General features: G+C 68.7%; 21 protein-coding genes and 2 pseudogenes. 6 read left to right on the top strand and 17 right to left on the bottom strand.

The features are described 5' to 3' along the window. Positions 1-37: 37 nt before the first annotated feature. From QSK31_RS48850 to QSK31_RS22415, 11 genes and pseudogenes are all read right to left on the bottom strand, one after another. Positions 38-154: pseudogene (locus QSK31_RS48850) on the bottom strand (zf-HC2 domain-containing protein); the annotation flags it as partial. Then, positions 144-701 (bottom strand): sigma-70 family RNA polymerase sigma factor, encoded by a 558-nt coding sequence (locus QSK31_RS22460; RefSeq protein ID WP_285686250.1) that lies wholly within the window; start codon positions 699-701, stop codon positions 144-146. The gene QSK31_RS22460 and the pseudogene QSK31_RS48850, both read right to left, overlap by 11 nt. A gap of 166 nt (positions 702-867) precedes the next feature. Further along, positions 868-1,515: a response regulator transcription factor gene (locus QSK31_RS22455; RefSeq protein ID WP_285686249.1), complete on the bottom strand. Its 648-nt coding sequence runs from the start codon at positions 1,513-1,515 to the stop codon at positions 868-870. Between the two features lie 92 nt (positions 1,516-1,607). After that, entirely contained in the window at positions 1,608-3,071 is a 1,464-nt protein-coding gene (locus QSK31_RS22450) for a S8 family serine peptidase (RefSeq protein WP_285686248.1), read from the bottom strand. A 113-nt stretch (positions 3,072-3,184) separates the two neighbouring features. Beyond that, positions 3,185-4,159: a hypothetical protein gene (locus QSK31_RS22445; protein WP_285686247.1), complete on the bottom strand. Its 975-nt coding sequence runs from the start codon at positions 4,157-4,159 to the stop codon at positions 3,185-3,187. Between the two features lie 548 nt (positions 4,160-4,707). Further along, entirely contained in the window at positions 4,708-6,426 is a 1,719-nt protein-coding gene (locus tag QSK31_RS22440) for a S8 family serine peptidase (RefSeq protein ID WP_285686432.1), read from the bottom strand. An 8-nt stretch (positions 6,427-6,434) separates the two neighbouring features. After that, complete coding sequence (locus tag QSK31_RS22435) at positions 6,435-8,339, bottom strand: RICIN domain-containing protein (RefSeq protein ID WP_285686246.1); 1,905 nt, start codon at positions 8,337-8,339, stop codon at positions 6,435-6,437. A gap of 143 nt (positions 8,340-8,482) precedes the next feature. Beyond that, entirely contained in the window at positions 8,483-8,818 is a 336-nt protein-coding gene (locus QSK31_RS22430; RefSeq protein WP_285686245.1) for a TetR-like C-terminal domain-containing protein, read from the bottom strand. 858 nt (positions 8,819-9,676) lie between these two features. Continuing rightward, positions 9,677-10,279 (bottom strand): hypothetical protein, encoded by a 603-nt coding sequence (locus QSK31_RS22425; protein ID WP_285686244.1) that lies wholly within the window; start codon positions 10,277-10,279, stop codon positions 9,677-9,679. Next, the gene (locus QSK31_RS22420) at positions 10,276-11,046 is read right to left on the bottom strand and encodes an ABC transporter permease (RefSeq protein ID WP_285686243.1); all 771 of its coding nucleotides are present in this window, start codon (positions 11,044-11,046) and stop codon (positions 10,276-10,278) included. The genes QSK31_RS22425 and QSK31_RS22420 overlap by 4 nt, the downstream gene beginning before the upstream one ends. Continuing rightward, positions 11,043-11,954 carry an ABC transporter ATP-binding protein gene (locus QSK31_RS22415; RefSeq protein WP_285686242.1) on the bottom strand — a complete coding sequence of 304 codons (912 nt, stop codon included), beginning with the start codon at positions 11,952-11,954 and terminating at the stop codon, positions 11,043-11,045. Before QSK31_RS22415 ends, QSK31_RS22420 begins: the two co-directional genes overlap by 4 nt. 432 nt (positions 11,955-12,386) lie before the next feature. Here QSK31_RS22415 and QSK31_RS22410 point away from each other — a divergent pair, with 432 nt between their 5' ends. Next, positions 12,387-12,677 carry a VOC family protein gene (locus QSK31_RS22410; RefSeq protein WP_285686241.1) on the top strand — a complete coding sequence of 97 codons (291 nt, stop codon included), beginning with the start codon at positions 12,387-12,389 and terminating at the stop codon, positions 12,675-12,677. Here the strand turns inward: QSK31_RS22410 and QSK31_RS22405 are convergent. Then, positions 12,651-13,472: an SDR family NAD(P)-dependent oxidoreductase gene (locus tag QSK31_RS22405; protein ID WP_285686240.1), complete on the bottom strand. Its 822-nt coding sequence runs from the start codon at positions 13,470-13,472 to the stop codon at positions 12,651-12,653. The genes QSK31_RS22410 and QSK31_RS22405 overlap by 27 nt on opposite strands. A gap of 81 nt (positions 13,473-13,553) precedes the next feature. On the opposite strand from QSK31_RS22405, the gene QSK31_RS22400 reads away from it, so the two are divergent. After that, positions 13,554-13,967, top strand: coding sequence for a MarR family winged helix-turn-helix transcriptional regulator (locus QSK31_RS22400; protein ID WP_285686239.1), 414 nt, complete (start codon positions 13,554-13,556; stop codon positions 13,965-13,967). Between the two features lie 1,012 nt (positions 13,968-14,979). Here the strand turns inward: QSK31_RS22400 and QSK31_RS22395 are convergent. Beyond that, a pseudogene (locus tag QSK31_RS22395) lies at positions 14,980-15,865 on the bottom strand (transposase); the annotation flags it as partial. A gap of 309 nt (positions 15,866-16,174) precedes the next feature. Between QSK31_RS22395 and QSK31_RS22390 the strand changes: the two are divergent. Then, a complete protein-coding gene (locus tag QSK31_RS22390; protein WP_285686238.1) occupies positions 16,175-17,077 on the top strand; it encodes a DUF1963 domain-containing protein in 903 nt (300 codons plus the stop codon). 544 nt (positions 17,078-17,621) lie between these two features. On the opposite strand, the gene QSK31_RS22385 is transcribed toward QSK31_RS22390, so the two are convergent. Next, positions 17,622-18,521, bottom strand: coding sequence for a helix-turn-helix transcriptional regulator (locus QSK31_RS22385; RefSeq protein ID WP_285686237.1), 900 nt, complete (start codon positions 18,519-18,521; stop codon positions 17,622-17,624). 123 nt (positions 18,522-18,644) lie between these two features. Between QSK31_RS22385 and QSK31_RS22380 the strand changes: the two genes are divergently transcribed. Together QSK31_RS22380 and QSK31_RS22375 are read left to right on the top strand one after the other, a co-directional pair. Beyond that, on the top strand, positions 18,645-18,944 hold the full coding sequence (locus QSK31_RS22380; protein WP_285686236.1) for an MmyB family transcriptional regulator: 300 nt from the start codon (positions 18,645-18,647) through the stop codon (positions 18,942-18,944). 439 nt (positions 18,945-19,383) lie between these two features. Further along, positions 19,384-20,265, top strand: a complete 882-nt coding sequence (locus tag QSK31_RS22375) for a patatin-like phospholipase family protein (RefSeq protein WP_285686235.1) — start codon at positions 19,384-19,386, stop codon at positions 20,263-20,265. 139 nt (positions 20,266-20,404) lie between these two features. On the opposite strand, the gene QSK31_RS22370 is transcribed toward QSK31_RS22375, so the two are convergent. The 3 genes from QSK31_RS22370 to QSK31_RS22360 all read right to left on the bottom strand — a co-directional run bounded on the left by QSK31_RS22370 (position 20,405) and on the right by QSK31_RS22360 (position 23,820). Further along, the gene (locus QSK31_RS22370) at positions 20,405-20,650 is read right to left on the bottom strand and encodes a hypothetical protein (protein ID WP_285686234.1); all 246 of its coding nucleotides are present in this window, start codon (positions 20,648-20,650) and stop codon (positions 20,405-20,407) included. Positions 20,651-20,817: 167 nt separating this feature from the next. Next, entirely contained in the window at positions 20,818-22,044 is a 1,227-nt protein-coding gene (locus QSK31_RS22365; protein ID WP_285686233.1) for a vanadium-dependent haloperoxidase, read from the bottom strand. Between the two features lie 378 nt (positions 22,045-22,422). Next, positions 22,423-23,820 (bottom strand): alpha/beta hydrolase, encoded by a 1,398-nt coding sequence (locus tag QSK31_RS22360; RefSeq protein WP_285686232.1) that lies wholly within the window; start codon positions 23,818-23,820, stop codon positions 22,423-22,425. Between the two features lie 373 nt (positions 23,821-24,193). On the opposite strand from QSK31_RS22360, the gene QSK31_RS22355 reads away from it, so the two are divergent. After that, positions 24,194-25,804 carry a GMC family oxidoreductase gene (locus tag QSK31_RS22355; RefSeq protein WP_285686231.1) on the top strand — a complete coding sequence of 537 codons (1,611 nt, stop codon included), beginning with the start codon at positions 24,194-24,196 and terminating at the stop codon, positions 25,802-25,804. Positions 25,805-26,137: the final 333 nt, after the last annotated feature.

The following is a 26,137-nucleotide window of genomic DNA, read 5'->3' as shown; positions in this document are numbered from 1 at the left end:
TGCCCAAGTCGGCCGATCGGGCCAGGCACCGGTCACAGGTCGCGAGGTGCCGCTCGAACGCGTCCCGCTCGTCGTCGGGCAGCGCGCCGACGAGGTAGAGCGCCAGTGTCTCTTCCTCGTTCACGGCCTGCTCCGGCTCGTGATCAGGTCCCATCGACGGATCCCAACGCGGCTTGCAGCGATCGCACCGCATAGTAGGCGCGCGACTTCACCGTACCCTCGGGAATACCGAGCCGGCTCGCCGCCTCCGTCGTCGAGGCCGACTTGAAGTAGAGCTCGATCAGCACGGCACGATGCGCGGGGGCAATGTGGGTCATCGCGTCGCGGACGGCGTGCACTGTCGCGATCCGATCGGCAGCGTCGCCCTCCGACGGCAGCCGGTTGAGGTCCGGCAGCGCCACCTCGCGCGGCCGGACCTTGCGGGCGCGGGCCGCATCGATGGCAGCGTTGCGGGCCACCGTGTGCAGCCATGCGCTCACCCGCTCACGTTCGGCCGGCAGTACGTCGATGCTGCGCCAGGCTCGCAGCAGCGTTTCCTGGAACAGGTCCTCGGCGAGGTCGCGATTGCCCAGCGTGAGCCGCAACAGGAACCGGAAGACCGGTCCGGCGTGCGTATCGTGGATGCGACGCATGCGTGCCTCGGCGCTCTCGACCGGTGCCCCGTCACCGCCGTCCAGCCGATCCACCGCGTTGTCGGGCACGGACCCCACCGGGCGCCTCCCCAGGATTTCGGATGCGCGCCGGCGGAACCGGCGTGGCGCCATCTCATCACGGGGGCGGGCTGCGGGCCGGACGTCGCTGACGCGACCGGGGCAAACGGCCATTGTTGTGGCGCTCATCGGGCGTCCTCCAGCCAGGCTAGGTCAATCAGGCGGCGGGAAATCGGCGGCCGTCCTCGGACGACATATGACCCAGCTCGATGGCGATGCGGGTCAGCTCAGCCTTGTTGCCCGCGTTGAGCTTGGCGCGGATGCGTTTGGCGTACGTGTTGACGGTCGCCCCGGTCAGGCCCATGCGCCGGGCGATCTGCGAATGCGTGAGTCCACGGGCGATCCAGCGCAGCGTCTCGGCTTCCCGCGGGGCGAGGCCGGCGGGATTGTCGCTGACGTTACGGACCACTTCGGAGTGGAACCGGTCGGTCAGCTCCGGGCATACGTAGAAGCCGCCCGCTCCCGCGGTGATCAGCGCGTGCACGATGACCGAGCCGTCCGAATGGCTGGTCACGTAACCGCGCGCCCCGGCCCGGAGGACGGCGCCGAAGGTCAGCGGCCGCTCCCAGGACGAGCTGACCACCACCGGCCCCTGCTCGGTCGCCTGCTCGATGGCGGCGAGGCCGGGCCCGCCCGGTCCGAGCGGGACGTCGACGATCGCCACGTCGAACGCTGCCCCGGAGGCCAGCAGCTCCTCGACCGAGCGCTCCGACGCGACGACGGAGAGCCGCTCGGTCTCGGACACGAACTTCTCCAGTCCGGCCCGCCGCACCGGGTGGTCGTCGACGATCGCGGTCCAAAGCATGTGCCCTCCAGGTGATCCGAACCGCCGGTGTAACGCGGGCCCCTACCTACGGCGCGCCCGACCGGCCGGTTCAACCCCGGGATCGAAAACTTTTACGGATGTACGTCGCGGGTCCACCCGCGCGCCCGGAGCAGCAGGACCGCGACCGCCACGAGCAGGGCCAGGACCACCATGACGAGCACGACCGTGCGCATGGCGCCGGAGCCGGTGCTGTCCGTTCCGGCCGGAACGGCGTGCTCACCGGCTACCTGGGCGGTCACCGCCGCGGGCGGGTTGATCAGGCCCCAGCCGTACCGCTGGTCGGGGGCGCCGCTGCCCAGCCGGTCGGTGGTGGCCTCGATCCGGTGCTTGACCTGGGCTGCGGACAGCTCGGGGAAAGCGGCCCGGACGAGCGCCGCCTGACCGGCCACGAAGGCGACCGCGTACTGCGTACCGCTCACCTCGAAGGTGCCATAGCCGCTATGGCCCAGCCCGGCCACGCCGACGCCCGGGGCAACGACATCCACGGAGGCCGGGTGGTAGTCGTCGGCCAGCCGGTTGTCGGCGCTCACCCCGCCCACGCTGAGCAACGCGCCTCGCGCCCCGGCGCCGGGCGGGCTCGGCCCTGGCACCGCCTGGACCGGGGCGGGCGCGACGACCAGCACGTCGTGGGTGAGGGCAGCCGACACGGCCGCGAGTACCGAGGCGTCGGTCAGGTCGACGTACGAGCCGAGCGCTATCACCGACGCACCGGCCGCGACGGCCACCGAGATCGCCGCGACATCGTGCGCGGGCTCGGCCTCCGGTCGGGTGGTCACCACCCGGACCGGGAGGATGGTCGCGTCGGGCGCGATCCCGGTCGGGCCGTTGTCCGGCTCTTGGCTCCCGGCGATGAGTCCGGCCATGGCCGTGCCCGTACCCAGGCAGTCGACGTCACCACGGCCGCTGCCCGAGGTGACGTCGGCGCCGACCACCACCCGCCCGCTGAGCTGAGGCAGGCTGGAGTCCACACCGGAGTCGACGACGGCGACCGTGATGCCGTTGCCCCGGGTGCGGCTCCACGCCCGGCCGGGCGCCATGCGCAGCCGCGCCCAGTCGGCCTTTGCACCGGACGCGCCGGCCCGGGCACCACACGCCGGGCCCTCGGAGGAACTCGGCCTACCCCGGTCGCCGGAGGAGCGGGCGGCCAATTTCTCCGGCCACACCGGCGCGGTGGCCGCCGGCTTCGCCCGCTCCGGCAGTTCGCCCTGCTGCACCCCGGCCCCGACCGCGTCCCAGGGAAGGACCAGCAGCCAGCCCGGCCGCAACCGGCTCGGATCGGTCAGGGCCGAGCCGTCGGCCTGCCGCCGCCCGGCGTTCAGGTTGAACACCTCGTGCGCGCGGGCCCCGCTGCCCAGCAGACGCGCGGCGATGCCGGTCAGGCTCTCCGGAGCGCCGTTGTACGCCCTGGTCACCGTGTAGTACTTGACGATCTCGCCGGACCCGGCCGAGGCGGCGACCGCGGACACGCCGACCAGCGCCAGCACCAGGCCCACAGCGACGCCGGCCCGCGCTGCCGACCGGACGATCCACGACATGCACACCCACCTCAACGCCGTCGTCGGGAGCAGGGATCCCGGCAATGAACGTACGGGAGACACGCGGGTTCACCAGAGGCGAGAAATGTCGCAGTGTGCCATTACGGCTCACTTCAGAGGACGGGCCGGGCGGGTTCCGCCTCCCGATCGCCGGACGCCGACGGCTCCCCCGCGTCCGCGCCCTTCCGGACCGCGCTCGCGGCGGCGTCACCGGACCGGGCCGAGCTGGTCACCGGCGGCGTGTTCCCGGCGCGCTTCCACGGCCCGCCGAGGGTGGTGATGCCGTTTCCAGGGGCATCGGTCTCCTCCGCTTGCACCTCAGTCCCCTCCTCCGCACGCACCTCGGTGTCGGGTCCGGCCAGCACTTCGGTCTCCGCAGCGGCCATCCGCGCCGGCTCCGGCCCGGGCGCGACGGGCCGCCCGGCATCCAGGATGGATCGGTCGAGGCGTTCGATGGTCCGGCGCCGCACCGGAAGCTCCGGCACGGCCTCCGAGGGCACCATGTGCGGAACGAAGGGTGGCGGAGGCGGAGGCGGTGGCGGCCCCGACGGGTACGGATCAGCGGCGGGCACCACCCGCTCGCGCGACCCGGCCCGCAGCATCGCCAGTCCGGCCACGATGATCAGTACGGCCAGCCCGAAGACCCCGATCCGGGTCAGACTGACACCGTCGTCGCCGGTACGCCCGGACATCGCAGACGGCCGCTCGTGTGGGGCCTTGGCCGCCAGCCCGGCCGGTCGCGCGGTCAGCACGCCGGCGCCCTCCGCGTCGGCCGGCAGCTCGAGGACCCAGCCCGGCCGGACTTCCATCGCGTCCACCAGGGCACCGCCGTCAGGCTGGCGGCGGCCCTCGTTGAGCTCGACGATCTCCGTGTACCGGTTGCCGTTGCCGAGCGTCTTGAGCGCGATGTCATAGAGATACTCACGCTGCCCGTTGACCGGCTTGCCGACCACGTAGTACCGGCCGGACGACGCCGGCTCGGCCGCCGCCGGGCTGCCTTCACGCACCAGCGAAGGTCCGATCAGGACCACCGCACCGGCCAGGGCCGCGAGCAGGAGCCGTGACACGCCGCGCCTTACGACCGCCATCGTCACCTCCGATTTGCCGGGCGGCCCCCCGTGGAGGCCCGCGAAGTCGTCGACCTAACGACGGCTCCCGGCGACGACCAGTTCACCTGGTTTCCGGTGGAACCTTCGGTCTAGGGTTCGGCTGTGATCGACCTGCCCGAACGCGTGCGCCCGGTGATCGAGAAGTTCCGCGACGAGTCGGACCGGCCGCCTGCCGACCGGCCTGGTCGACGAGCTCCGTGCGGCCGGCGCCTTCCGTCTCTACAAGCCTCGTGAGCTCGGCGGCGCAGAGAGCTCCCGCTGGCCGAGACCCTCGCGGTGCTGGAAGAACTGGCTCGGGCCGACGGCGCGACCGCCTGGACGGTGTGGAACCTGAACATGGGCATGCTCGCGGCCCTGCTCCCGGCGACCGGCGTCGCCGCACTGTGGAACGGGGCCCTGACCCGGGCCGCCGCCCGGATGACCGCGGCCCGGCTGTTGCTGCGCCACTCCGCGATCGGGCTCGACCGTTCCGCCGCAGGGGACGACCCGGTCATGGAGAACGCGGCGGCCGGGACCGGTGAGTCCGATCAGGACGGTTCGGCAGGCGGCTGGGACGCCTTCGCTCCGGCCGACGCGTTCGGGGTGGCCGAGCCGGCCGGTGCGGGGCCGCCGGACGCGGCCGCGACCTCGACCAGCCTCCCGTCCGGTCGGACCGGCGACGACGGCGGCGCCATCCAAGGCAGATGCGCCGCGGCCAGGGAGGGTACGGTCGGCGGTTCCGTAGTGGGACCACCGGCGCCACCGTCGTCGTCGTACTGGTCGTCCGGCTCGGTGACGATCCGGCGGATCCGGAAGATCAGCAGCGCCGCGGCGGCCAGGGCGACCAGGGTGACCAGGACGAGCAGCGTGGTCCGGCCGCCGGACGAGGTGCCCGAGGTCAGTTCCTTGGCGCCACTCCGGGAGCCGCCACCGGCCTCCTCGGACAGCACCGTGGTCACGGCCGCGGCCGGGTTGATCATGCCCCAGCCGTACTTGCCGTCCGGTTGCGGGCCGTCGCCCATCTTCTCCGAGGTGACCTCGATGCGGTGGGCGACCTGCTCGGCGGTGAGGTCCGGGTACGCCGCCCGGACCAGCGCCGCGGTGCCGGCGACCAACGCGACCGCGTACGGGGTGCCGCTGCGGGACACCGACCCGACGCCGGTGATGCCGATGCTGTTGACGTTGATGCCGGGCGCGACCACGTCGATGCCACCGCCGCGATAGTCGGCCGCCCGCTGGCTGTCGGCGCCGACGCCGCCCACCCGGAGCACCCCGTCGCCGATCTTGGCGTCCGGGTTGACCGGGACCGAGCCGAGTGACGCCCCCATCACGACGAGCACATCCCGCCCGGCCGCGGCCGTGATCGCCTTGGCCACCTCGGTCTGCGTGGTGTCCACGAAGTTGCCGAGTGCGATGACGGTCGCGCCCGCACCCACGGCCGCCTCGATCGCCGAGGCGGCGTTGGCCGGCTGGGCCTTGGCGTCGGTACCGACGATCCGGACCGGCATGACCGTGGTCTCCGGCGCGAGACCCTTGACGGTGCTGCCCTTGCCCGGCCGGCCGACGATCAGCCCGGCCATGGCGGTGCCCGAGCCGAGGCAGTCGGTGTCACCGCGGCCCTTGCCGGTGGTGATGTCCATGCCGACCGCGACGTGACCGCTGAGCGCGGACAGGCTGCCGTCCACACCGGAGTCGACGATCGCCACCATCTGGCCCTTGCCCCGGCTCTGCGGCCAAGCCTTGTCCGGGGCGAGGCGCAGGCCGGCCCAGTCGGACCGGCCGCTGGAGGCGGCCGCCGCCGCACACTGCCCGGACTTGGCCGCCGGCCGCTGCACCGGCGCCTTGGACGGCACCGAGGCGGCCGCGGCGAGTTGCTCCGGCGGCACGGTGGTGCGTGGCTGCTGCTGACTGAGCTTCTTCTGCGGCGTGGACGACTTCGGCTGGCCCTGCGTCGTCGGGGCCTTGTCCGGGAGTACGCCGTGGTGGATGGGGCCGCCGACGGCGTCCCACGGCATCACCAGCAGCCAGCCTGCCCTCAGCTCGTTCGGATCGGCGAGCCGGCCGTTGTCGGGCTGCTTGCGCCCGCTGTTGAGATCGAGGATCTCGGCCGAGCGGGCGCCGTCACCCAGGAACCGCTCGGCGATCTCCGTGAGGTTCTCGGGTTTCCCCTGGTAAGACGAGGTGACCGCGTAGTACTTGACGTACTCCTCGGCGGCCAGCGCCGGGCCCGCGGTGACGCCGACGGTGACCATCACCGCGGCCGCCACCGCCAACCTCACTGCTTGACGAATCGCCACTTCTGGTCCTTCTGGTTGTCGTGCCGGCTCAGTTGCTCGACCCAATAGCCGTTCCAGGTGGTGCCGTTGTCCCTCGGCGGGCTGATGTCCTCGCCGAGCAGCTCCATGACCTTGCCGGAGTGGCGGTTCGTCATGACCACCCGGCCGGCGCCGACGTCCTCCAGCAGCCACTGCTGGTTCTCGTTGTTGTCATCGCGCTCGTACACGGCGATCTTCGCGTTCTCCTGGACGGAGTTGTCCTCCACGGACAAGGCCATGTCGTTGAAGACGTTCGCGATGATCACATGCTTCCGGTCGGGGGCCGGCTGGATCTTCCACATCTGGTCGGCGTAGCTCTCGTCCTTCCACATGTGGACCCGGCTGCCGGGCTTGGTGTCGGAGTTGTATCCCGGGAGTTCGAGGAGCGCATCCGCCCAGGCGCTCCACAGTTCATACTTGGCATTGGGGTCGTAGTCGAACAGCTTCGGAGCCTTGGGCTTGTCCTCGGTGGGCTTGCCGTCCTCCTTCTCGCCGGTTTCCTTCGTCGGCTCTTCCACCGGCGGCGCTCCGGCCGATCGGGAAGGGGATGGCTTGTCGTCCGGCTTGGCCGCCGGTGCGGTCAGCCGGGTGTCCTTCTGATATTCGGGAACCAGCTTGGTCACCTCGTCCGCCCACTGACTGACGTTGACCCGGGGCAGACCGTTCGCACGGCGGACGGTGTCGATGCCCCATTGGTACGCGCCAAGTGCCAACCGGTAGGTCTCGTCACCGTTGAGGCTGGACAGCTGCTGGGTCATGTCACACATGGCTACGCCGAGCGCCGGGATCGCGTCCGCCGGACGCCACACCGACGTGTCCCGGCCGGGCTGATACCGCTCCCACATCGCCGCCGTGAACTGGGCGACACCCTGCCGATCGGCACTTCGCTTGTTCACGTCGAAGCCGGACAGGGTCCGCAACTGCGCCGCGATGCGGGCCGGCGTGATCTGCTTGCACATCTTCCCGGCCACCTGGATCGGCTGAACCAGATCGTCCGGCACCTTGAGCGCCGCCTGGGGACTGGCGGCAGCGGCCGGCGTGTCGCCGGATTCAGCGAACGGCGCTTGCTCGGCGTACCAGTTCGCATACCCCTTGACCTTGTCAACGTAGGACTTCGCACTCTTCGGGACACCGTGCGCGTCGATCACCGATTTGAGCCCGCCGCGCTCGGCCGCGACCGCAACCGGCCACAGGTCGCCGTCGATCTTCGCTGCCCGCAGGCGCCCGATGTTCTCGCAGGTCCGGTGCCCGAGCGCGACGATGTTGGCCCGGCGGTCGGCCCGGCTCACATCTGACGACGGCCGCCACTTGCGGAAGGACGCGTCGTCCAGACCGGTCAGCGCATCTCCTTTGCCCTTGAACCCGGATGCGGCCATGATCTGCGCGGCCACCTTCGGCGGGTTGAGGGAAGGGCAGGACAGCGCCGCCTCGGCGATGGCCGAGACGTCACCACCGGGTACGGGCTCACCCTTGAGCTTGTCGTTGTCGGCGGTGGCGGCCATCTCGAACACGACCGCGCCACACCCGACAATGGTCATCACCAGGGCCACGACCTCGACCCGTCGGCGGGTTGACGACATGAGCCGACGCCATGGCCGGCCCTGGACGATTGCGAAGGTTCTCATCGGCTCACTCTTGACTCGGTCATTTCGGGCAGGAAGATGGGAAGCCCTGTGAACGACGCTTCGGCGGGACTTCCGGTTCAAGGCCGAGGGGACTTCTTTCCCGTCACCTCTGGTCGGCCTGGTCAGGAAGGCGACCAGGACCGGTAAGCACCCGGCCGAGAGTGGCAGCGGACCGTCGCGGCGTCCACGGCCGACCGACGAGGGTGCCCGAAAATACCTGCCACCAGATGAGAAGGACATCGGCGAAGCCAGGCTGCTCGGTGCAGAAAACCGCCGCGCACCGCGCGTCAGACCCACATCATCATTCGGATCTCCGGCGCATAACACCACAGTGGACTGCTCTGCCAGAGCAAGACACGTGGCCGCCGACGTCCAGCCCTCAGTTACGCGCCGCCGACCTCGTCCTCACCCTTCCGCACGCCGACCGACCAGGCACGGGCGGCGTTCTCCGCGATCGTCTCGAACCCCTGGCCGCCGATGAAGTGCTGCAAGGCCCCCTCCGTGGCCAGAGCCGCGACCCCGTGTGCGAGCGCCCACAGTTGCGCGGCACATTCGGCCAGATCCTGACCTTCGAGGTACGGCCGCAAGGTGTCCTCCAAGCGCCTCTGCACGCGCTCGGCCCGGTGCAACATCTCTGGGTGACGCTCGCGGTCGATGCCGGACGCGAACATGACCTCGAATCGCGCCGGGTGCTCCAGGGCGAACCGTAGATAGAACACGGCGATCTGCGCCGCGGCGCAACGACGCGAACTTGCCGATGACGGCGATCTCGGGAACGGTCGCCGAATAGTCCGGCAACGGTGTCGCGATGTGAACAAGATCGGATGCGCTTGAGGGCACTGTCACCGGAGAGTGTGGACGCTCCGGAACCATGATGACAGCGTGGCTTTCACAACCGTCAACAGAAAAGGAGCTGTAGTGTGGAATCGCCAGTAGCCGCGCGACCTCGCCGTAAGAAGACCTTCTCACGGCTTGCTCAGCGACTCGCTCTCATTGCCGCTATGCTCGTCAGCGCCGCCGGCGTGACAGCCGTGATGTCAACGCCCGCGCAGGCCGGCGTCATCCTTGGCGGCTTGGAACTTCACTCACATTGCGCACGGCATCAATCAATTCCAACTCTCGGGTGGGTCAGCTATGCTGAGCTGCGCCCGGAGGTCGGCGGCGATTCGGCGTACTGGTGGCGCTGCGTGCGAAACCCGGGCGGTGTCCTGCAGTACTGGCCGATCGACTTTACTTCTGCGTGCCGGGAGCAGTATGGCGCCAACACTTACGCCGGACTGCTGGACGGTATCCCCAATTGGGACAGATGGCGTTGCGTTCGTCCTTGATCCGACTGTGTGACGGTCACCGCCGCGCCTCAGTGGCGTTGAAATACTGAAGGTGTGGCGGTGGCCCCCGCTCACAGAGTCCCCGATGCGATTACCAGGATATTTTCTTCAAGGCAGCGATTTTCTGCCGGAATTATATTCGTCCGATGCAGGATCGCGTTGTCCCGAGGCGCAGTGGCCAGTCCCTTTACTTCCAGCACGGACCAGCGCGGGGGATGGACGAGATCAGGTCGGCGTCTCACCATTCACTCAGAGTTCGAACTTGATGCCGGTCATGTCCTCGGAAGCCGTCCACAGGCGGCGCGCGAGTTCGGGATCCCTCGAGCGTTTGGAGCGGCCGATCAGCTCGGCGCCGCCACGCATGTGCATCGCGTGCTCGGGCCGGTGAACGCGCCCGGGGGAATGGCGGCAGTCGCTGCGAACAGCACGGGGAGCGCGCCCTTCTCCGGGCTCTGGGCCAGGTAGCGGACGATGAGCTGGGTCAGCGTGCCGCCACTCCCCCTGGTCATCGGGGTGGCGACCAGGCCCGGATGTGCGGCGGAGGCCAGGACGGGGGAACCGGCTTCCGTCAGGCGGCGCTGCAGTTCCGCCGGCGGTGACCGCCAGCACCGTCCACCATGGTCGTGAGCGGCGGAACAGCATGGTGGCCGCCACGATGGTGTTGACGGTCCACCACGGCCCGTCGATGGGTTGCGGTATCTGCAACCCGTTCCCGCCGCTGTCGAGTACCCATACCCAACAGATCACGGCGACGAGCGAATCCACCAGCCGAGGATGGCGAGCCCAGAATGCGCGCACCGCGCCTGCCGGTTTCGGCAGGCGCGGCGGCTCAGGTAGTTCGCCCACGGTCATGCATCCCTGCGTACCAGCGCCATCCCGCCGATGAGCAGCGGAACTGCCACCCAGACCGTGACGGTGACCGCATCGGTGAGCAGCGTTCCGATGGACGAGTGGGAGTAGAACAGGCTGTTGGCCGCATCGGTGAAGCCCAGCTTGTCGAGCGTCTGGTGCAAGCCGCCCCCGAGCAGGCTGAGAACGCTCGGGAGTACGAACACGACGCCCAGCCCTATGCCGACACCGGCGGCCGTGCTGCGGACGGCGAGGGCGACGGCGAAGGCGAAGGCCGCCACCAGGATCAGATAACCTACGTGGGCGGCGAAACCGCCGATGATGCTTCGCGAGGCGGGGTGCAGCCCGAGCGAGTTCAGCTTGGGGACGCACACGACGTACGCGACCGGCAGCGACACCACCGCCAGCAACGCCGAAACGGCCGTGACGACCACGGCCTTGGCCGCGATCACCCGCAGCCGCCGCGGCGCGGCGACCAAGGTAAGCCGGATCGAACCGCTCGAGTACTCCGAGGTCAACGCGAGCACCGCGAGCACGAGCAGCGCGATCTGCCCGCCCATCGCCCCGAATCGGAACACCAGCAGGGGAGCCTCTGCTTCGGTCGGCGGGTTGTCTGCCGTGAAGAAGAGCGCCGGCAGGAGGGCGCCTGCGGCCGTGAGCAGGACCACGCCGGCGGCGGCGAACCAGAACGATCGCAGGGACCTCAGCTTCAGCCACTCCGAGGACACGAGATTCGGCAGGCTCAGCTGCTGCTGCTTGTCGGCGGTCATCGGGTCACCTTCGCAATGTGCCGGGTGTGGTCTCGGGTGAGCGTCAGGTAGGCCTCTTCCAGCGAGGCCGTCACGGTGCTGTTCTCCAGCAGCAGGATGCCGTGCCGCTGGGCGAGCATCGCGATGTCGGCCGGTTCCACGCCGGTCACCTCCAGAATCCCATCCGGCAGCCGGGTCACCACGGCATCCTGGCGGCCCAGGAGCGTTTCCAGGTCGGCCGGGCGATCGGGGCGGACACGGCTCAGCCGGGTGCCGTAGCGCGATGTCAGTGCCTCGACCGAGTCGTCCGCGAGCACCCGGCCGCGACCGAGCACGATCAGGCGGTCCGCCGTCTGCGCGAGCTCACTCATCAGGTGGCTGGAGACGAGGACCGTACGGCCTTCCGCGGCCAGCGACCTGAGCAGCGTCCGGATCCAGATGATGCCGTCGGGATCCAGGCCGTTCGCCGGCTCGTCGAGCAGCAGCACCGCCGGATCGCCGAGCAAGGCGCCGGCGAGCCCGAGCCGCTGCCGCATCCCGAGCGAGAAGCCGCGGATGCGCCGGTTCGCCGCATCCGCCAACCCAACGCTGTCCAGCACCTCGTCGACGCGGCGGTCCGGGATCCCGTGCGTACGCGCGAGGACCCGGAGATGGTTCCGCGCGCTGCGGCCGCCATGCGGCGCCTCCGGGTCGATGAGGCTACCGACCACCCGCAGCGGCGCCGACAGCTGCCCGTACGGCTTTCCGTCGACAAGGCAGGTGCCGGACGTCGGCCGGTCGAGACCGACCATCATCCGCATGGTGGTCGATTTCCCAGCCCCATTGGGACCGATGAATCCGGTGACGGACCCGGGATCGAGACGGAAGGAAACCCCCTCGACCGCGGTGACCTCGCCGAATCGTTTCGTCAGTTCGCGAACTTCGATCATGCTTCGAAGCTACGGAAACGGCACCGCCGCGCCATCCACCCACGGTGCCCTCCCGCTGCGGTACCGAGGTACCACAGCGGAAGCCGGTAGGTCAGCACAGCGCCGGGCCAGTCCTGGCGGACCGGCAGCCGCGCGGAGATATCCAGTATCAACCCGACCGCCCGTGGTCGGTGCCACTTGCTGTCACCTACTGGTGCGAATCTCGGTTCAACGCCGTTTCAGTACGGCGATCCGGATCAGCCGATCAGTTCCTGTGAGTACGGAGACAAACACATCTTCGATATTTCGGTGATCTGAACTGGATCGAGATCCTGGTCGGGGTTCGTGGCTTTGACCCTGCTCGGCGGCCTCTGGTAGCGGCCCCTCTTTCCCCAAGGCGTACAACCGTTCCCTCGGCCGCGACGCCGGTGCGAAGCGCCCAGGAAGTCCCGCATGGCAATCACGACTACCACTTACCTGAACTTCCGCGGCGACGCCCGCGCGGCACTGGGGTTCTACCAGTCGGTCTTCGGCGGCCACCTCAGCGTCGTCGCATACGGCGACTTCAGCATGCCCAAGGATCTGCCCGACGCCGACAAGGTCGTCTTGGGCCAGGTCAAGGCGGACAACGACGCAGCAACAGCGAGTCAGCGATGGCTAAGCGTGGACACGAGCTTTCAATACCCTCGTGGTCCGCGAGGTCGCGAACTCGGCCCTCTACCCGGCGAGGGTTGGGCGGTCTGACTCGGTGACTTGGTTCAAGCCTCTTTTGCGGGCAAAGGACGCGCTGAGCCGAGCGGAGGTGGTACGTGGTACCAGACGGCTCGGCCAGGTGAGGGCACGGTTGACGGCCCGGCCGGGGTAAGACGCCGCTCGGCCTCGGGCGTAGTCGTCGAGTGTTTGCGCGGCTATCAACTCGGGTTTCTCCGCCCACGCGGCGATGGGCGCCGTGGAGCCCTCGCCGAAGCTTGTCTGCATGTCGGGCACGTGAGCACCCATGACGTGGACGCCGGTGCCACGCAATTCTTCGGCCAAGGCCTCGGAGAGGTACAGCTGAAATGCTTTGGTCGCGCCGTAGCTTGCCAGATAGGCCATGGGCGCGAACGCCGCCCCGGAGGTGATGAAGATGATTCCGCCGGAGCCACGTGCGGCCATGTCGGCCGCGATCGGATGGGTCACGGCAAGCAGACCGGCGACGTTGACCGCGACCGATCGTAGCTGTGAGGTCAGCGACCGGGACAGAAACGCGCCTTGGGTGCCGATCGCCGCGTTGTTGATGAGCAGATCGATGGCGATGCCACGGTCCTGAAGCCCTTGTAGGGCCTGGTGCGGGCCGTCCGGAGCAGCGAGGTCGGCGACGATCACTTCGACCTGTGTGCCGGCGTGACGCTGCTGGATCTCGTTGGCGACGTCCCGCAGCGCGTTGCCCGAACGGGCCAGTACAATCGGGCGCGCTCCCCGAGCGGCCAGCTCGAACGCGAACGCACGCCCCAAACCGCGGGACGCTCCGGTGATCAGCACATTCTTTCCGTGGAACATGACGCCATCCTTAGTTCGAGTACCAAAGTAAAAATGCTAGCATGAGTACTTCGAGTCTTGAAGTAAAGTGAGGATGGCGCTGTGATCGCACCCGAACTCGCCGCAGCGGTCCTCGCGACCTACCATGTTTGGTCGCGGACCGTCGACGCCGTCGGTCCGGCTCTGGCCGGTCACGACCTGACGGAGGCCACGTTCCAGGCGCTCTGGCTGATCGATCCCGATGAGCCGTCGCCCTCAATGAAGGTCATGGCCGAGCGGCTTCACTGCAATGCTCCCAATCTGACCTTCGTGGCCAGCCAGCTCATCGACCGAGGCCTTGTTGACCGGGCAGTGGATCCGGCCGACCGCCGCTCACGAGTGCTGGTGTTGACCCCCAAGGGCCGCCAAGTCCGCGCGGAACTGGTCGAAGCGGTGACATGTGGCTCTCCGCTGGCCAAGCTGCCAGCCGAGGATCAACTTCAACTCGCAGCCCTGCTAGGCCGCGCACTCGAATAAACGTCGCGGTGACCTGCCGGGATATCTCGCGTGGCCGGCGCTGTTGCGGCTTGTGGATTTGCAGCCAGGCGAGGAGGTCCGCGGCGACGCATCGGGCCGGATTGATAGCGAACTCGCGCGAGGCCAGCTCCGCCGGATGCTCGGCATGCTTACGCACCATCAGCATCTCCGACGACCCGCCGCGCACAGCCAAGGACGGGCGTCCAACGCGGCCAAGGACACGGTCACCGCAGGGTCCGACCGCGCCAAGCGCACCACGCCGGACACTCCGCCAGCAGACAACGCCTGAGATCGGTAACGATGCCAGCCGCCGGTACTGGGCAACTGCCCGAGCCAGCTCCCTCACGTACTCCCGGTGGCGTTCCGCGTCGTCCCAGACCCACCGATGCCCCGAACCGACGCCGCATCCCGAGGTCCTCGGTCCCGCGAGCCGACAGCCGTTGACACGCATCGCGATCAGCGAGGTGCCGGTATGGCGCGGAGGTGGAAACCCCCGCCCGGCGGGCCGCCTCTGACACACTGAACCCGCGCACCTCGCTCCCGAACCAGCTTCAGAACGGCCTCGATGAGGGTTCACCGAGGCGCTCGCGCACGAACTCGGCGATAGTGGGCTCACTGTGATGTCGGTATCGCCCGGGCCAACCGCCACACCGTTTCACGCGGCCTCCGGGACAAGGACCGACGGCCTACGGCTTCAGACGGTCGATCAGGTCTGCACCACCGCTTTCCGGGCCCTGAAGAGCCGCCGTCCTCCCGTCAGCATGATCAGCGGGACGGCGAACCGGTCCGCGCGTCGCGTTGCTGGGGTGCTGCCGAAGCGCACCGTTCTGCGCCCGATGGAGTCCAAGCCGGCAGCCTGAGGCACACAGCCATCCTTAGCTTGTTCTTTACCTGAGCGCTGTTTGTGTTCTTCGAGTGTGATGGCGCGTTAGTTGGTCTTGCCGACGTCGTGGCGGGCGGCTCGCTGACGGTTCTTCGACCCTGCAGGACGTCCGGGACCGGCGGTCGTGGGTTTCGGTGCACCCGCCGGCCGGGTGGTCTTCGCGCGCAAGTTCCGAAACCCGCGACGGACCCGGGCCGGGGTGAGCCGCCCTGGGGTGCAGGGCGTTCCCACGTCCGGCGAAGATCGGCGGTACGGTTTCGGATCGCCGTCACCCGGCAGATGATCCACGACGAGACGGATCAGGGTCCCTTCCAGCACCGGCAGGTCACCGTCATAATCCAGCCAGGCTGCGCGGCGGGTCAGCCGCGGATGCAACCGATCCCAGGCCGTCGCGGACGCTGTGCCGTAGCGGCTGGTGCCGGTGAACGTGACGACGTCCGGATCCGGCCACGTGCCGGGATCGGCGAAACCGAACTCGCCGCCGTGCTTGGCGGGCCGGCCGATCGTCTCGGCCGCGCGCGGCCGGGCCGGCAGCCGGAACACCCGATCCGACCGCAACCGGCCCAGCACCTCTACGGGCATGTCCGCGAGCAGGAACGCCCGGCCATCCCAGAATCAGCTGATCCTTGTTGCGGCCACGGCCATACACGTGGCAGAACAGCCGGTCCGGGCTCGTCGCCGCCTCCGGGCGCAGCCATGCACTGACATCAACCGCCAGCATCAACCAGCCGCCGACAGCACGAGGAAGTGTGAGCCCGGCCACCGCGGTCCGCAACCGCTGCACATCGATCCGACCCAGGTTCAACGCGTCGTACATCGCGCCGTGTCCACGGCGGTGTTCCGGCGCCAACGTCAATCCCACCAACGACTTCACCGGCCCGTCGGTACACAACAAGGCATCGGTCAACTCGAACAACGCGTCCGTACGAGCGGTCAGACACCGGTGCAACTCACGCCGAAACCCTGCCAGCTCCCCGGCCTCGTCCACCAGACACCCGTCATGCACACTATTCAACAAGACAGCCCTTGGTTTGGATGTTCTTCCCTCGACAAGAAGATCATCGACCAAGGGCTGTTCCCATGATCAACCAGGGGTCACCGGCGACCACCACGGGTTAAACAACAAGCTAAGGCGGTGTCCGCGCGCCCGCCGGTGTTCGGCGGGCGCGCGGGAGGGGCTCATCGTTTGCGAGCACGTCGCGGCATGGATCGATACGAGCACTTCCGTGGTTTCGCAGTGGATCGGTGTGCGTGGCGGAATCCGCTTCCGTCTTCATAGGACCGTGCTGCAAGCACGGTCACACGATCTGCGATCATCCCTGTCATGGATCGTTATGAGCAGTTCCGCAGTGCCGCAGTCGATCGGGGCATTCCCGAGGACGAGATCGGCAAGTTCGCCGAGCTGATCCGGTTCGGGGTCTGGACCTGGCTGAGCACGGGTGAGGGCGAAGTCGTCGGTCAGGTCGGCGGCCTTCCCCGGTTGCCGGTGGGCGTGGAATGGCCGGGGGGTAGCTTCCCGTTGCCGTTCGTCGGGTCTGTCGACTGTGCGGCTCTTCCTCGGGCCGAGGGGTTCGGTCTGCCGGAGGACGGGTCGCTGTTGTTTTTCCTGCACCACGAGGAAGACATCGAGGAGTACCCCACTACCGACTACTCGCGGGTTCTGTACGTTCCTGCGGGCACGGAGACCGAGGAGGCGGCGCCGCCGCCCGGCCACGACTCCAGGTCGACCTACATGGACGAGACCATTCCGTTCCTCATCCCCGAGCACTGGATCGTCGCGCGGGTGCGGCCAGAGTTGCCGGAGTGGATCGAGGATCGGGACGTCCAGTTCGCGACGGCCGATGTGAAGAAGTTGTTCGGCTCGCTGAAGCACCTCGACGGGTTGTGCGAGGTCGTCGAGCAGCTCTGGCCGGAGGAGAGGCCGAACCACCACAGCACGCTCCAACTCGGCGGGTACTGCCGCAACATCGGCAGTGGGCACAGCCCGCACTCGCAGATGGCCGGGGTCCACGCGCAGGGGCAGCGCAGGGCGAACCCCGAGATGTCCCAGGACGAGTGGCGGCGCCTGGAGCACGAAGAGGAGGAGCGGCTGGTACGGCAGTGGGTGCCGCTCGCCCAGTTCTCCACGGAGAGCGAGTTCTACTACGGGTGTTTCCTGATCGACGAGGACGACCTCGCTGCCAAGAGGTTCGACAAGATACATTCTTGTACGATGTTCACCGAGTGAAGCCGGTCGGCGCGCCCATCGGGGTCCGGTGGCGCGCCGTGAGGGCGAGGCGTTGCGGGCCGTCGACGCGTTCAGCTGTCGCACGTCGCTGACGATGGAGTACGACTGAGGTCTGCCTTTGAGGTCATCCCGCAGGGGGGTCGTCCGCGCATTTCCGTCCGTTGGAGGCTCTGGGAGATCAAGATCGCTCATCACAGAGGAACCCGTTGCGCTCCGCACTGTCCGCGGCCGTGCTGACGAGCCTCGTGCTCGCGCTGTGCACCGACGGCGTCGTATCCGCCGCGAACCCGCACAGCTGGAAACAGCACGGCCATCGCCTGCGAGCGCGACACGACGCAGCCCGACCTGTCGTTGTCGCCGAAGGAACGCGCCCGGTTCACCGCCGAACGCGCCGAAATCCTGCCGGCCAGGTCCCGGACGCCCAGCCGGGTCACGAAACCGGCTTCCGTCACAACATCATGAGCCCGGCAGGACCTCGACAACGGACATCAAAGTTAAAACTCAAGCTTAGGCATGTCCACGTGCTGGGTTGCTCGGCCGGCCATCACGCTCCGTGGCGAACGGCTCGCGGCTGAAGTATCCAGCTGATCAAGCGGGTAGCGTGCAACGACGCTAGGAGCTGCAGCCGGTCCGCGTCGGCGCTGCCCGGCTCTGCGGTGAAGACCAGCATGACGGGGCCGGGATTTCCCGGCAGCGGGTATGTGTCCCACTCCAGGACGATGTCGCCCGCCTCCGGGATCCGGAAGGTCTTGGCGCCGCTGACCGATTCGCGGACCTCGTGCCGGGCCCACAGCCGCCGGAATTCCGCGCTGCGGATGCTCAGCTCGCCGACGATCGCCGTCGCGCGGGGATGGGTGGGATCGGTCGCCACCGCCGTGCGCATCATGCCGATGTAGTCCAGGGCCTGGGTCTCCCAGTCCGGGCAGCTCCGGTCGGCCGTCAGGGTGTCGTCGAACATCATCAGGAGCATGTTGAGCCGATGAGCCGGATAGCCCGCCAGGTCGCCGAGCAGGGCCTCGGCCATCGGGTTCCAGGCGAGCAAATCCAGGTGACGGCCGAGCACGACCGCCGGGGTGTCCATCAACGGCAGCAGCCGGCGGGTGCTCTCCGGCACGCGCTCTGGGGCCCGGGTGGGCGCGGCGGGCACCGGCCGGCGGGCGGCGTGGGCCAGGGTGAACAGGTGACGGCGTTCCTCGTCGTCGAGGCCGAGGGCACCGGCCAGCGCGTCCAGGACGTCGTCGGACGGGCGTACCTCCCGGCCCTGCTCCATGCGCTGGTAGTAGTCGGTGCTCAGCCCGGCCAGCAGGGCCAGTTCCTCGCGCCGCAGCCCGGTGACCTTGCGCCGGCCGCCCGGCTCAAAGCCGACCTCGCGCGGGGTCAGCCGGTCGCGGCGGGCGCGCAGAAAATCGCCGAGCTCTCGAGCGTATGGAATCGGGCTGCTCATGCCACAAGTTTGCCGCGGCCCGGACGACCGAAGGTAGGTCCGGCACAACCAGGGAAGATCCCCGCGCCGCGGCTAGCGTCGGTGGTCCACCGCACCGACACCCCAGGAGCAGCTGATGACCGGATGGACCGCCGACCAGATTCCGGACCAGCACGGCCGGGTCGCCGTGGTGACCGGGGCCAACTCGGGCGCAGCGCCGAGTTCCGGCGGCTGTGGGCCCGGCACGACGTACGGGCGACGGTCAGCGGCACCAAGACTTTCCGGGTCTCCGAGGTCGGCGACATCGTCCTGGACTGGAACACCTATCCGCTGCCCGGCAAGCCCGGCCCGGTCATGCTGGTCTGGACCGCCGAGCCGGGCAGCGCCGACGCGGACCGGCCGCAGCTCCTCGCGTCGTTGCACGCGACTCGCTTGATCAATTGACCCCCGAAGCGCGCGGCCATGTCGACGCCAGAGCCTTGACGAGCTACGCGGTCGCGTGTCACTACGGCAAAGTCTGTAGCGCCGTTCAGTTAGGGCTTTGTGGTGGCCGTCAAGGGTCCGGTTTGATGATGTCGATGCTGGTGGTGGCTTTGTAGCTGTGGCGGTCGATGTTGGGTCCGCGGGCTTGGTACTTGCTGGTTGAGCCTTTGGTCATGCGGGTTTGGTGCGGATCCTGCGGACGGGCACAGCAGGTTCGCTATGACGTGGGCGCCGATGACACCAACGAGGGTCGATGACGGTGTCGGCGGCGTGGACGATCTGGTCGCGGGCGGTGTTTAGGGCGGTGGTGAAGCTGGCCCGGTCGGGATCTATGCCTGGCTGCCGGTGGCGTCGACCATCGCGTGAGTTACGGAACAGTGTTCTCTTATTGGAGGTTCTCTTGTCTGATGCAACACGACGCGCCGTGGTTTTGAGCGGAGGAGGTCTGCTGGGGGCCGCATGGGAGGCGGGACTTCTGCGCGGGCTGACCGATGCGGGGGTCGACCTCGCTGCCGCCGATAGGGTGATCGGAACCTCCGCGGGTTCGCTCTCTGGCGCTTCGTTCACCATGGGCGGAGATCCGAAGGAGCTGCTGAGCACGCTGGATCTGGCGATAGAGTCGACCGAGCCGCTTGTGACCCCGGAACGATTCTCTACGATGTTCGAGATCATGGCGCAGGCAGCTGCCGAAGTCTCGCCCGAGGCGGGACGTCGCCGCATCGGCCGGGCCGCTCTTGAGGTCGAGAGCATCGACGAACCCGCCTTCGTTGAGAAGTTCTCGTTCCTCGGCGAGAAGTGGCCGCAGGCGTTCGTAGCCACAGCTGTTGAGGCCGCATCGGGCGAGTTTCAGTCCTGGAGCGCCAGTTCGGGTGTCCCGTTGTTTCGGGCGGTTGCGTCGAGTTGTGCCGCACCGCTGGTCTTTCCGGCAGTAAAGATCAAAGGACACTCTTACCTCGACGGTGGGCTCAAGAGCAACCTCAATTCCGATCTCGCACGTGGTCATGGGCGTATCCTTGCCGTTTCCTGCCTTCTGGTCACCACACCGGTACCGGATGCCGGCCCGATGCACGACATTATGGCCGCCCAGGTGGTCGCGGAACTCAAGGAGAGGCGCCAGGAAGGCAGTCAGCTTGAGCTGATCGAACCCGGCCCGGAGTTTATTGAGATCACGGACGGCGGGCGTGACTATATGGTTCGCTCCCGCATTCAGGCCGCGTTTGACGCTGGTCTGCACCAGGCGGTGCAGGCGGCGCAGCGCATCAGCGAGATGTGGACGGCGTAGCGGTTCGGCAAGTACGAACCACGATCACCCGCGCGGGCGCCCAGCCGCGGTTACTTCCAGCCGCAGCAAGATGCCGCTCACCGTCCGGAATTCCAGCGCGAGCGGCAAGCACTCGAAAGATCACTTCCCAATGTTGATGTCAACTGACCGCTTTGCCGAGGATCTGACAGCGGACATGCCGGCGATCGACCTGCTGATCAACAATGCTGGCATCGTGCTTCTCGGCCCCGCCCGAACCACCGCCGATGGTTTCGAGCTGCGATTCGGCACCAACATAGCCGAAGTGACCGTGCGGGCAGGACGCCGACCGGGGGCAAGGCGGCACGTTCGGGTCCTCGGCCTCGGCCCTTTCGATGACCTGGTCGCCGATGAGCACGACCTTCACTGCCGGCCCATCCGACTCCGAGGCCGACCACGACCGCCGGCGCGCCATGCTGCGCGCCCTGGTTGCCCGCGGGTACCCACCGTCGGCCATCTGACGATGAGTGGCCAGCCCGGACGGCCGCAGCGGGAGGTCCGACGCCGCGGCCGTCCGTTCGGCGAGGAAGTCGGTCAGCGCAACAGAAGGTCCGCGTGAGTGACGGTGTAACGGGCGACGTCAACGCCGAGGCGGATGCCGGCCAGGTCGGCGTTGCGGGTGTGGATGCCCGACCAGACGCGGGCGTCGACGTTCTCCAAGCTCGGCTTGTGCCAGTCGGTGTAGGTGCGGGTCACGCCCGGCGCGGTCGGGCTGCCGATGGTGTACGGCTCACTGGCACGCGGTCCGATCAGTGCGGTCAGCACCCCCTCGGCAGCGCCGGAATAGGTGTTGTGCCCGCTCGGATAGTCGGGGTGGGCCGGGGTGGCGTGCAGCGGCAACCATGCGGGATCGCTGTCGGCCCGGATCGCGGTGACCGGACGCCACCGCTGGTAGGCGAACTTGGCGTCAGACGTGGCGATATGGGTGTCGACCTCGGCGACATGGAACAGCGCGACCAGCCGGGTACGGTCCGCGGTCGAAGCGTGCGACTGGGCGACCGCCGCGCGCAGGATCGGCGTATAGAGCGTCAGCGAGGAGCCGTACCAGAAGGTGGCGGTATCGGTCTGCGCCTGCGTCCGTACGCTGCTGGAGGCCGAGCCGTACTCGCGGACCTCGGCCAGGTCCTGCTCGTAGCGCACGGAGCCGAGCGCCGGCGGCGCGGCCGGACGGAACTGCGCGGCCGTGCGGAGCAGGAACGGCCGCGCGACCCGGTTGCCATACGTCACCGCGGGGGCAAAATGCGGCAGGGTGGGCTGCCAAACGCCGGGTGCGGCCGGTGGCACCGGGAAGGGCGTGTTGATCGAGGCCGGGTCGAGGCCGTCACCAATCCGCTCGGTGAGCAGCCGTTGTGCGGCAGCGCGGCCGGCCGCCACACTGTCCCTCGTGGACGGTTGGTCCGGCAGCGCGGCGAGTTCGGCGGCCAGCACCGCATCGGCCGCCGGTTGCTGGGCCGGGATGAGCGTGACCAGCGTCTCGTGTAAAGCACCGGCAAGCGCGGCTCGCTGGTGAACGGTCGAGAGGGATCCGGACTGGGCCCGGGCGGCGGCGAGCCACCCGATCGCCCACGTGCGGTTGTCGGTGACCTGGGTCGGCGCGCCGCCGGCAGCGATCGCCGATGCGGTGGCGTCGTACCAGGCCAGGACGGAGTCGGACGCGGCGGCCCGGGCCGGAGCCGGTGCGGCGACACCAATCACCGCGGCGGTGGCGGCGCAGACCAGCGCGAGGCCGGCCCGGGACGTCGCGGAGGCGAGGACGGGCATGTGTGTCGTGCTCCATTCTCAGTTAGAGAACTAGACCGATCAGCCTCAATGGCGGTTAGTGGTAGTACGCAATCAACAATTGCTGCGGTCAGGAACACGGTCAACCGTGCACCGTCCACATTGCCCCAACATCCCCGCGGCGGGGTCGATGCGCTCGACACCGCGCCAGGGTCCTGCTGGTGTTCCGATTCGGGGCCATGGGGGCAGATCGCGCTGCTCATGCTCGCGGTGCTCGCGTTGACGTCGGAGTATTCGAGAACCCACGTCGGCCGCGTCCTGGCCAAGCTGAACGCCCGCGACCGCGTACACACCGTCGTCTGGGCACACCGGCACGGACTCACCTGGTCAGGCAAGCCCGCGCCGGTACGGCGACAAGACCTACACGGCGCACACCGCGCCACCGCGCGGCGGCGGCACCCCGTCAAGAAGGTAGCGGTCCACCTCCGGGCGGCAGGCGCCGTAGACGTACGATCCGTGCCCGTTGCCCTTGCGCGTCAGCAGTCGGCCGTTCTCCAGATCGGCCGCGGCGGATCGTCCCCATTCATAGAGCGCCGCGGGGTCGCCGGTCCCGGCGAGCAACACGATCGGCACCGAGCCACGGGCGGTGACCGGATGCGGGTCGGACACCCCGCCACCCGGCCACTGCGGGCACGGCGTGCCCGACATGACCTCCGGTCCGAACACCGGCCGCTTTCGGGTCAAGGCGGTCGTGTCGGCCATGACCTGAGCCGCGCTGCGACGGTCCGGGAGATCGAGGCATTGGATCGCGCTCTGATCGATGCGGGTGTCAGGGTCCGGCTCGAGAACGCTGTGATCACCGGCGCGCACCGCCGTGAACAGGCTGTCCAGCTCGGGAGCGCCGGCCGGATTGGATAGGTAGTCCTCCGTCAGGTTGACCAGCTGCAACTGCTCGGCCGGCTGCTGATCGGCTGCCTTGAACAGTTTCGCCACCGCGGCTCGGCTCCGCGCAAGAGACAATCCGTGGAACGGGCAGCCGGCACGGTCGTCGCAGGTGCTCAGGTACGCGTCCAGACCTCGCTCCTCACCCTTGGCCACGTCGGTGAGGAAGGCCCTGTTGTCCTGCGCCGGATCGACGACCGCGTCCAGCACCATGCGCTTGATCCGGGTGGGGAACAGGTCCGCGTAGCGCAGGCCGAGGCGGGTGCCGTAGGAGCCGCCGAAGTACGACAGCTTGTCGTCGCCGAGCACCGCCCGCAACACGTCGAGGTCCCGGGCCGCGCTGACCGTGTCGACATGATCGAAGATCGGCCCCGACTTCGCCCGGCACGCCCGCACCCACGTCCGGGCAGCCGCCTCCCGGGCGATCCGCTCCCGTAGGTCGTCCGGCGACGGATCCGACTTCCGGAACGCCGCGTCGGCCTCGGCCGGGCAGCTCAGGGGCGCGGACTCACCGACTCCGCGAGGATCGAAGCTGACCAGATCGAACCCGTCGATCACCGGCCGGCTGAACATGCGCGCCGCGAACTCCAGGAACGGTTTTCCCAGTCCGCCGGGGCCACCCGGGTTCAGCAGCAGCGAACCCCGGCTGGGGCCGGAGGCCTTGTGCCGATGCACCCGCAACTCGATCGTCTGACCCTGCGGGCGCGACCAGTCCACCGGGACAGTCACGTCGGTGCAGTCCAGCACCAGTTCATTGTCATTGCAGGGCTCCCAGGTCAGCGTCTGCCCGGAGAACCGGTCAGCTCCGGCTGTGGTCTGCCCGGCAACCGCGGCGGGCACACCCATACCGGAGGCCACCACCGCCAGGAACACCATGGCGAACCGACGCCATAGCGTTCCTGGCGGGCGTGCGATTGCACCGTTGCCCGTACGTCCGTCCAGAGGTCTCATGGCTTTGAAACTACGGAGACGGAACGGCTCCGCCATCCACCCGCGGTGCCCTCCCGCCGTGCTACCCAGGTACCACACCGGCGGTGGGCAAGCCCTCCGATCAGGACCCGGACAAGACTTCCTCACGGCGCTGCACCCGGTCCTCTTCTCGCCGCCGGGCCAGGATCCTGGCGGCGGCGGCGAGCCGTTGCCGCGCCCCTTCGCTGCCCGTCCACTACTCGACGAGTTAGTCCCGACCTGTTGCCCTAGTTCACCGGCTGCTTGTTCGCTTCGATGCCGGGTCGGTAGACCTGCGGGCATGGAATCGATCAACGCCGGAACAGCCGGCCTACCCGCTGTCGTCGACCACGTCGTCGTGGGTGCGGGGGCGGCCGGCTGCGTCGTGGCGTCGCGGTTGGCCGAGGATTCCCGGCGGACGGTGATCCTGCTGGAGGCCGGTCCCGTGCTGGACGAGCACCTGGTGTCCACTCCGGCTCTTGCGCCCGTTCTCCAGCAGGGGGCGTCGGTTCATGAGAACTTGACCGTCGCTCAGACTGGTCTCGGCGGTCGCGCGCTGTCGCTGATGACCGGGCGTGGCCTCGGCGGAGGGAGCAGCGTCAATACGCTGGGATGGTTGCAGGGCCAACCGGGCGATTTCGACGGCTGGTCCAGCAGTGGCGCCCTCGGATGGTCCTGGGAGAACATCGCGCCCTATCTGCGGGCGAGCGAGGACCACGAGCTCGGGGCCGGGCCTTGGCATGGTGCCGGCGGCCCGATCGCGGTGTCGACTCCCCGATACATCGCGCCGCTCACGCCGGCTTTCCTGGAGTCGTGCGAGAAGCTCGGGATCCCGGTCAGCGATGATCTCAATGGCGAGCGTCGCATCGCAGCAGGCCTGGTGCCCGGCAACATCCGGGCCGGACGCCGGTCGAGCGTCGTCACCGGCTACCTCGCCGAGGCGATCGACCGAGACAACCTCGATGTACGAGTCGAATGCCCGGTCACGTCACTCATCATCGAGAACGGCCAGGTGACCGGCGTCCGATGTGGAACTGACGGCGGGACCGAGATCCTCGTACGGCGCGGTGTCGTGCTCGCCGCGGGTGCGATTCACACCCCCAAGCTGCTCATGCTCTCCGGTGTCGGGCCTGCCGATCATCTGCGGGAAGTCGGTGTGCCCGTGATCGTGGACCTGCCGGGCGTGGGCGGAAACCTGCGGGACCATCCGCTGCTTCCCACGCTGTGGCCAGTGCTGGACGCGCCGGGACCACGTGAGGACGATCCGGAGAGCTCGTACCGGCTGATGCAGCGAGGACCGCTGTCCTCCTCGGGGCAGGCCCTGGCCGCTGTGCGCAGCTCGGATGCCGGGTCCGGGCCTGACCTGCACCTGGTCATCACGCCGACGCTGCGCGGTGATGCGCTGGCCGCGATGGTGGGGCCGGTGCTCGCCGCGACCCTGGGCGGGGCGGTGCTCGGCGTGGTCGGCCTGCTCGCCCCCGACAGCGTCGGCACCGTGCGGCTGGCCAGCTCCGACTTCCACGACACGCCCCGAGTTGATCCTGGCTACCTGTCCGCGCCCAACGACCTCACCCGGATGACCGCCGGTCTCCAGCAACTCCAGCAGATCTTCACGACAGACCCGCTCGGCAGTCACCTCGGCCCGATGCTGGGTCTGGCCCTGGACGCCGACCGCGAACAGACGGAGGACTTCATCCGCGGGACGACCGGTTCCTACTACCACCCGGTGGGCACCGCCAAGATCGGACTGGACGAAACAGCCGTGTGCACGCCCCGCCTGCAGGTCCGCGGCCTGCGAGGCCTCCACATCGCCGACACGTCGGTGTTTCCCACCATCGTGCGTGCGAACACCCACAGCACCGCCATCGCCGTGGCCGAACGCGCCGCTGAGCTCATTCGCGAGGACAGCTGACGACTGGGGTGAGCCCGTCGTTGATGCGGATGGCGAATGTGCGCCGCCAGGTGAAGGGGTTGCCGGCGTGGGTGGTCGGCAACTGGGTGGCCGTTTCGAGAAGCGCTCTTACCTGGACTCTGGAACGGAGTGCGAACGGTGCCGGCACGAGCCTTCGTCCCGCCCGGACCATGATCGGGTCGTTCATCGCTCGCCGCAGTCGACCCAACGCGCGGCTGGTCGCGGGCTTGGACGACGAGGCGTCCTCGGTCAATTCGAACCTCTCCTCTCCCAGAGGTTGGCCGACGCCGATCGAATGAAGGGAAAACTGTGCGTAGGGCTGACGCGTGCTGA

Source organism: Actinoplanes sp. NBRC 103695, from assembly GCF_030269485.1.
Lineage (GTDB): Bacteria > Actinomycetota > Actinomycetes > Mycobacteriales > Micromonosporaceae > Actinoplanes.
Note: the sequence above shows the minus strand (reverse complement) of the source record. Positions and strands in the feature narration are given on the sequence as shown.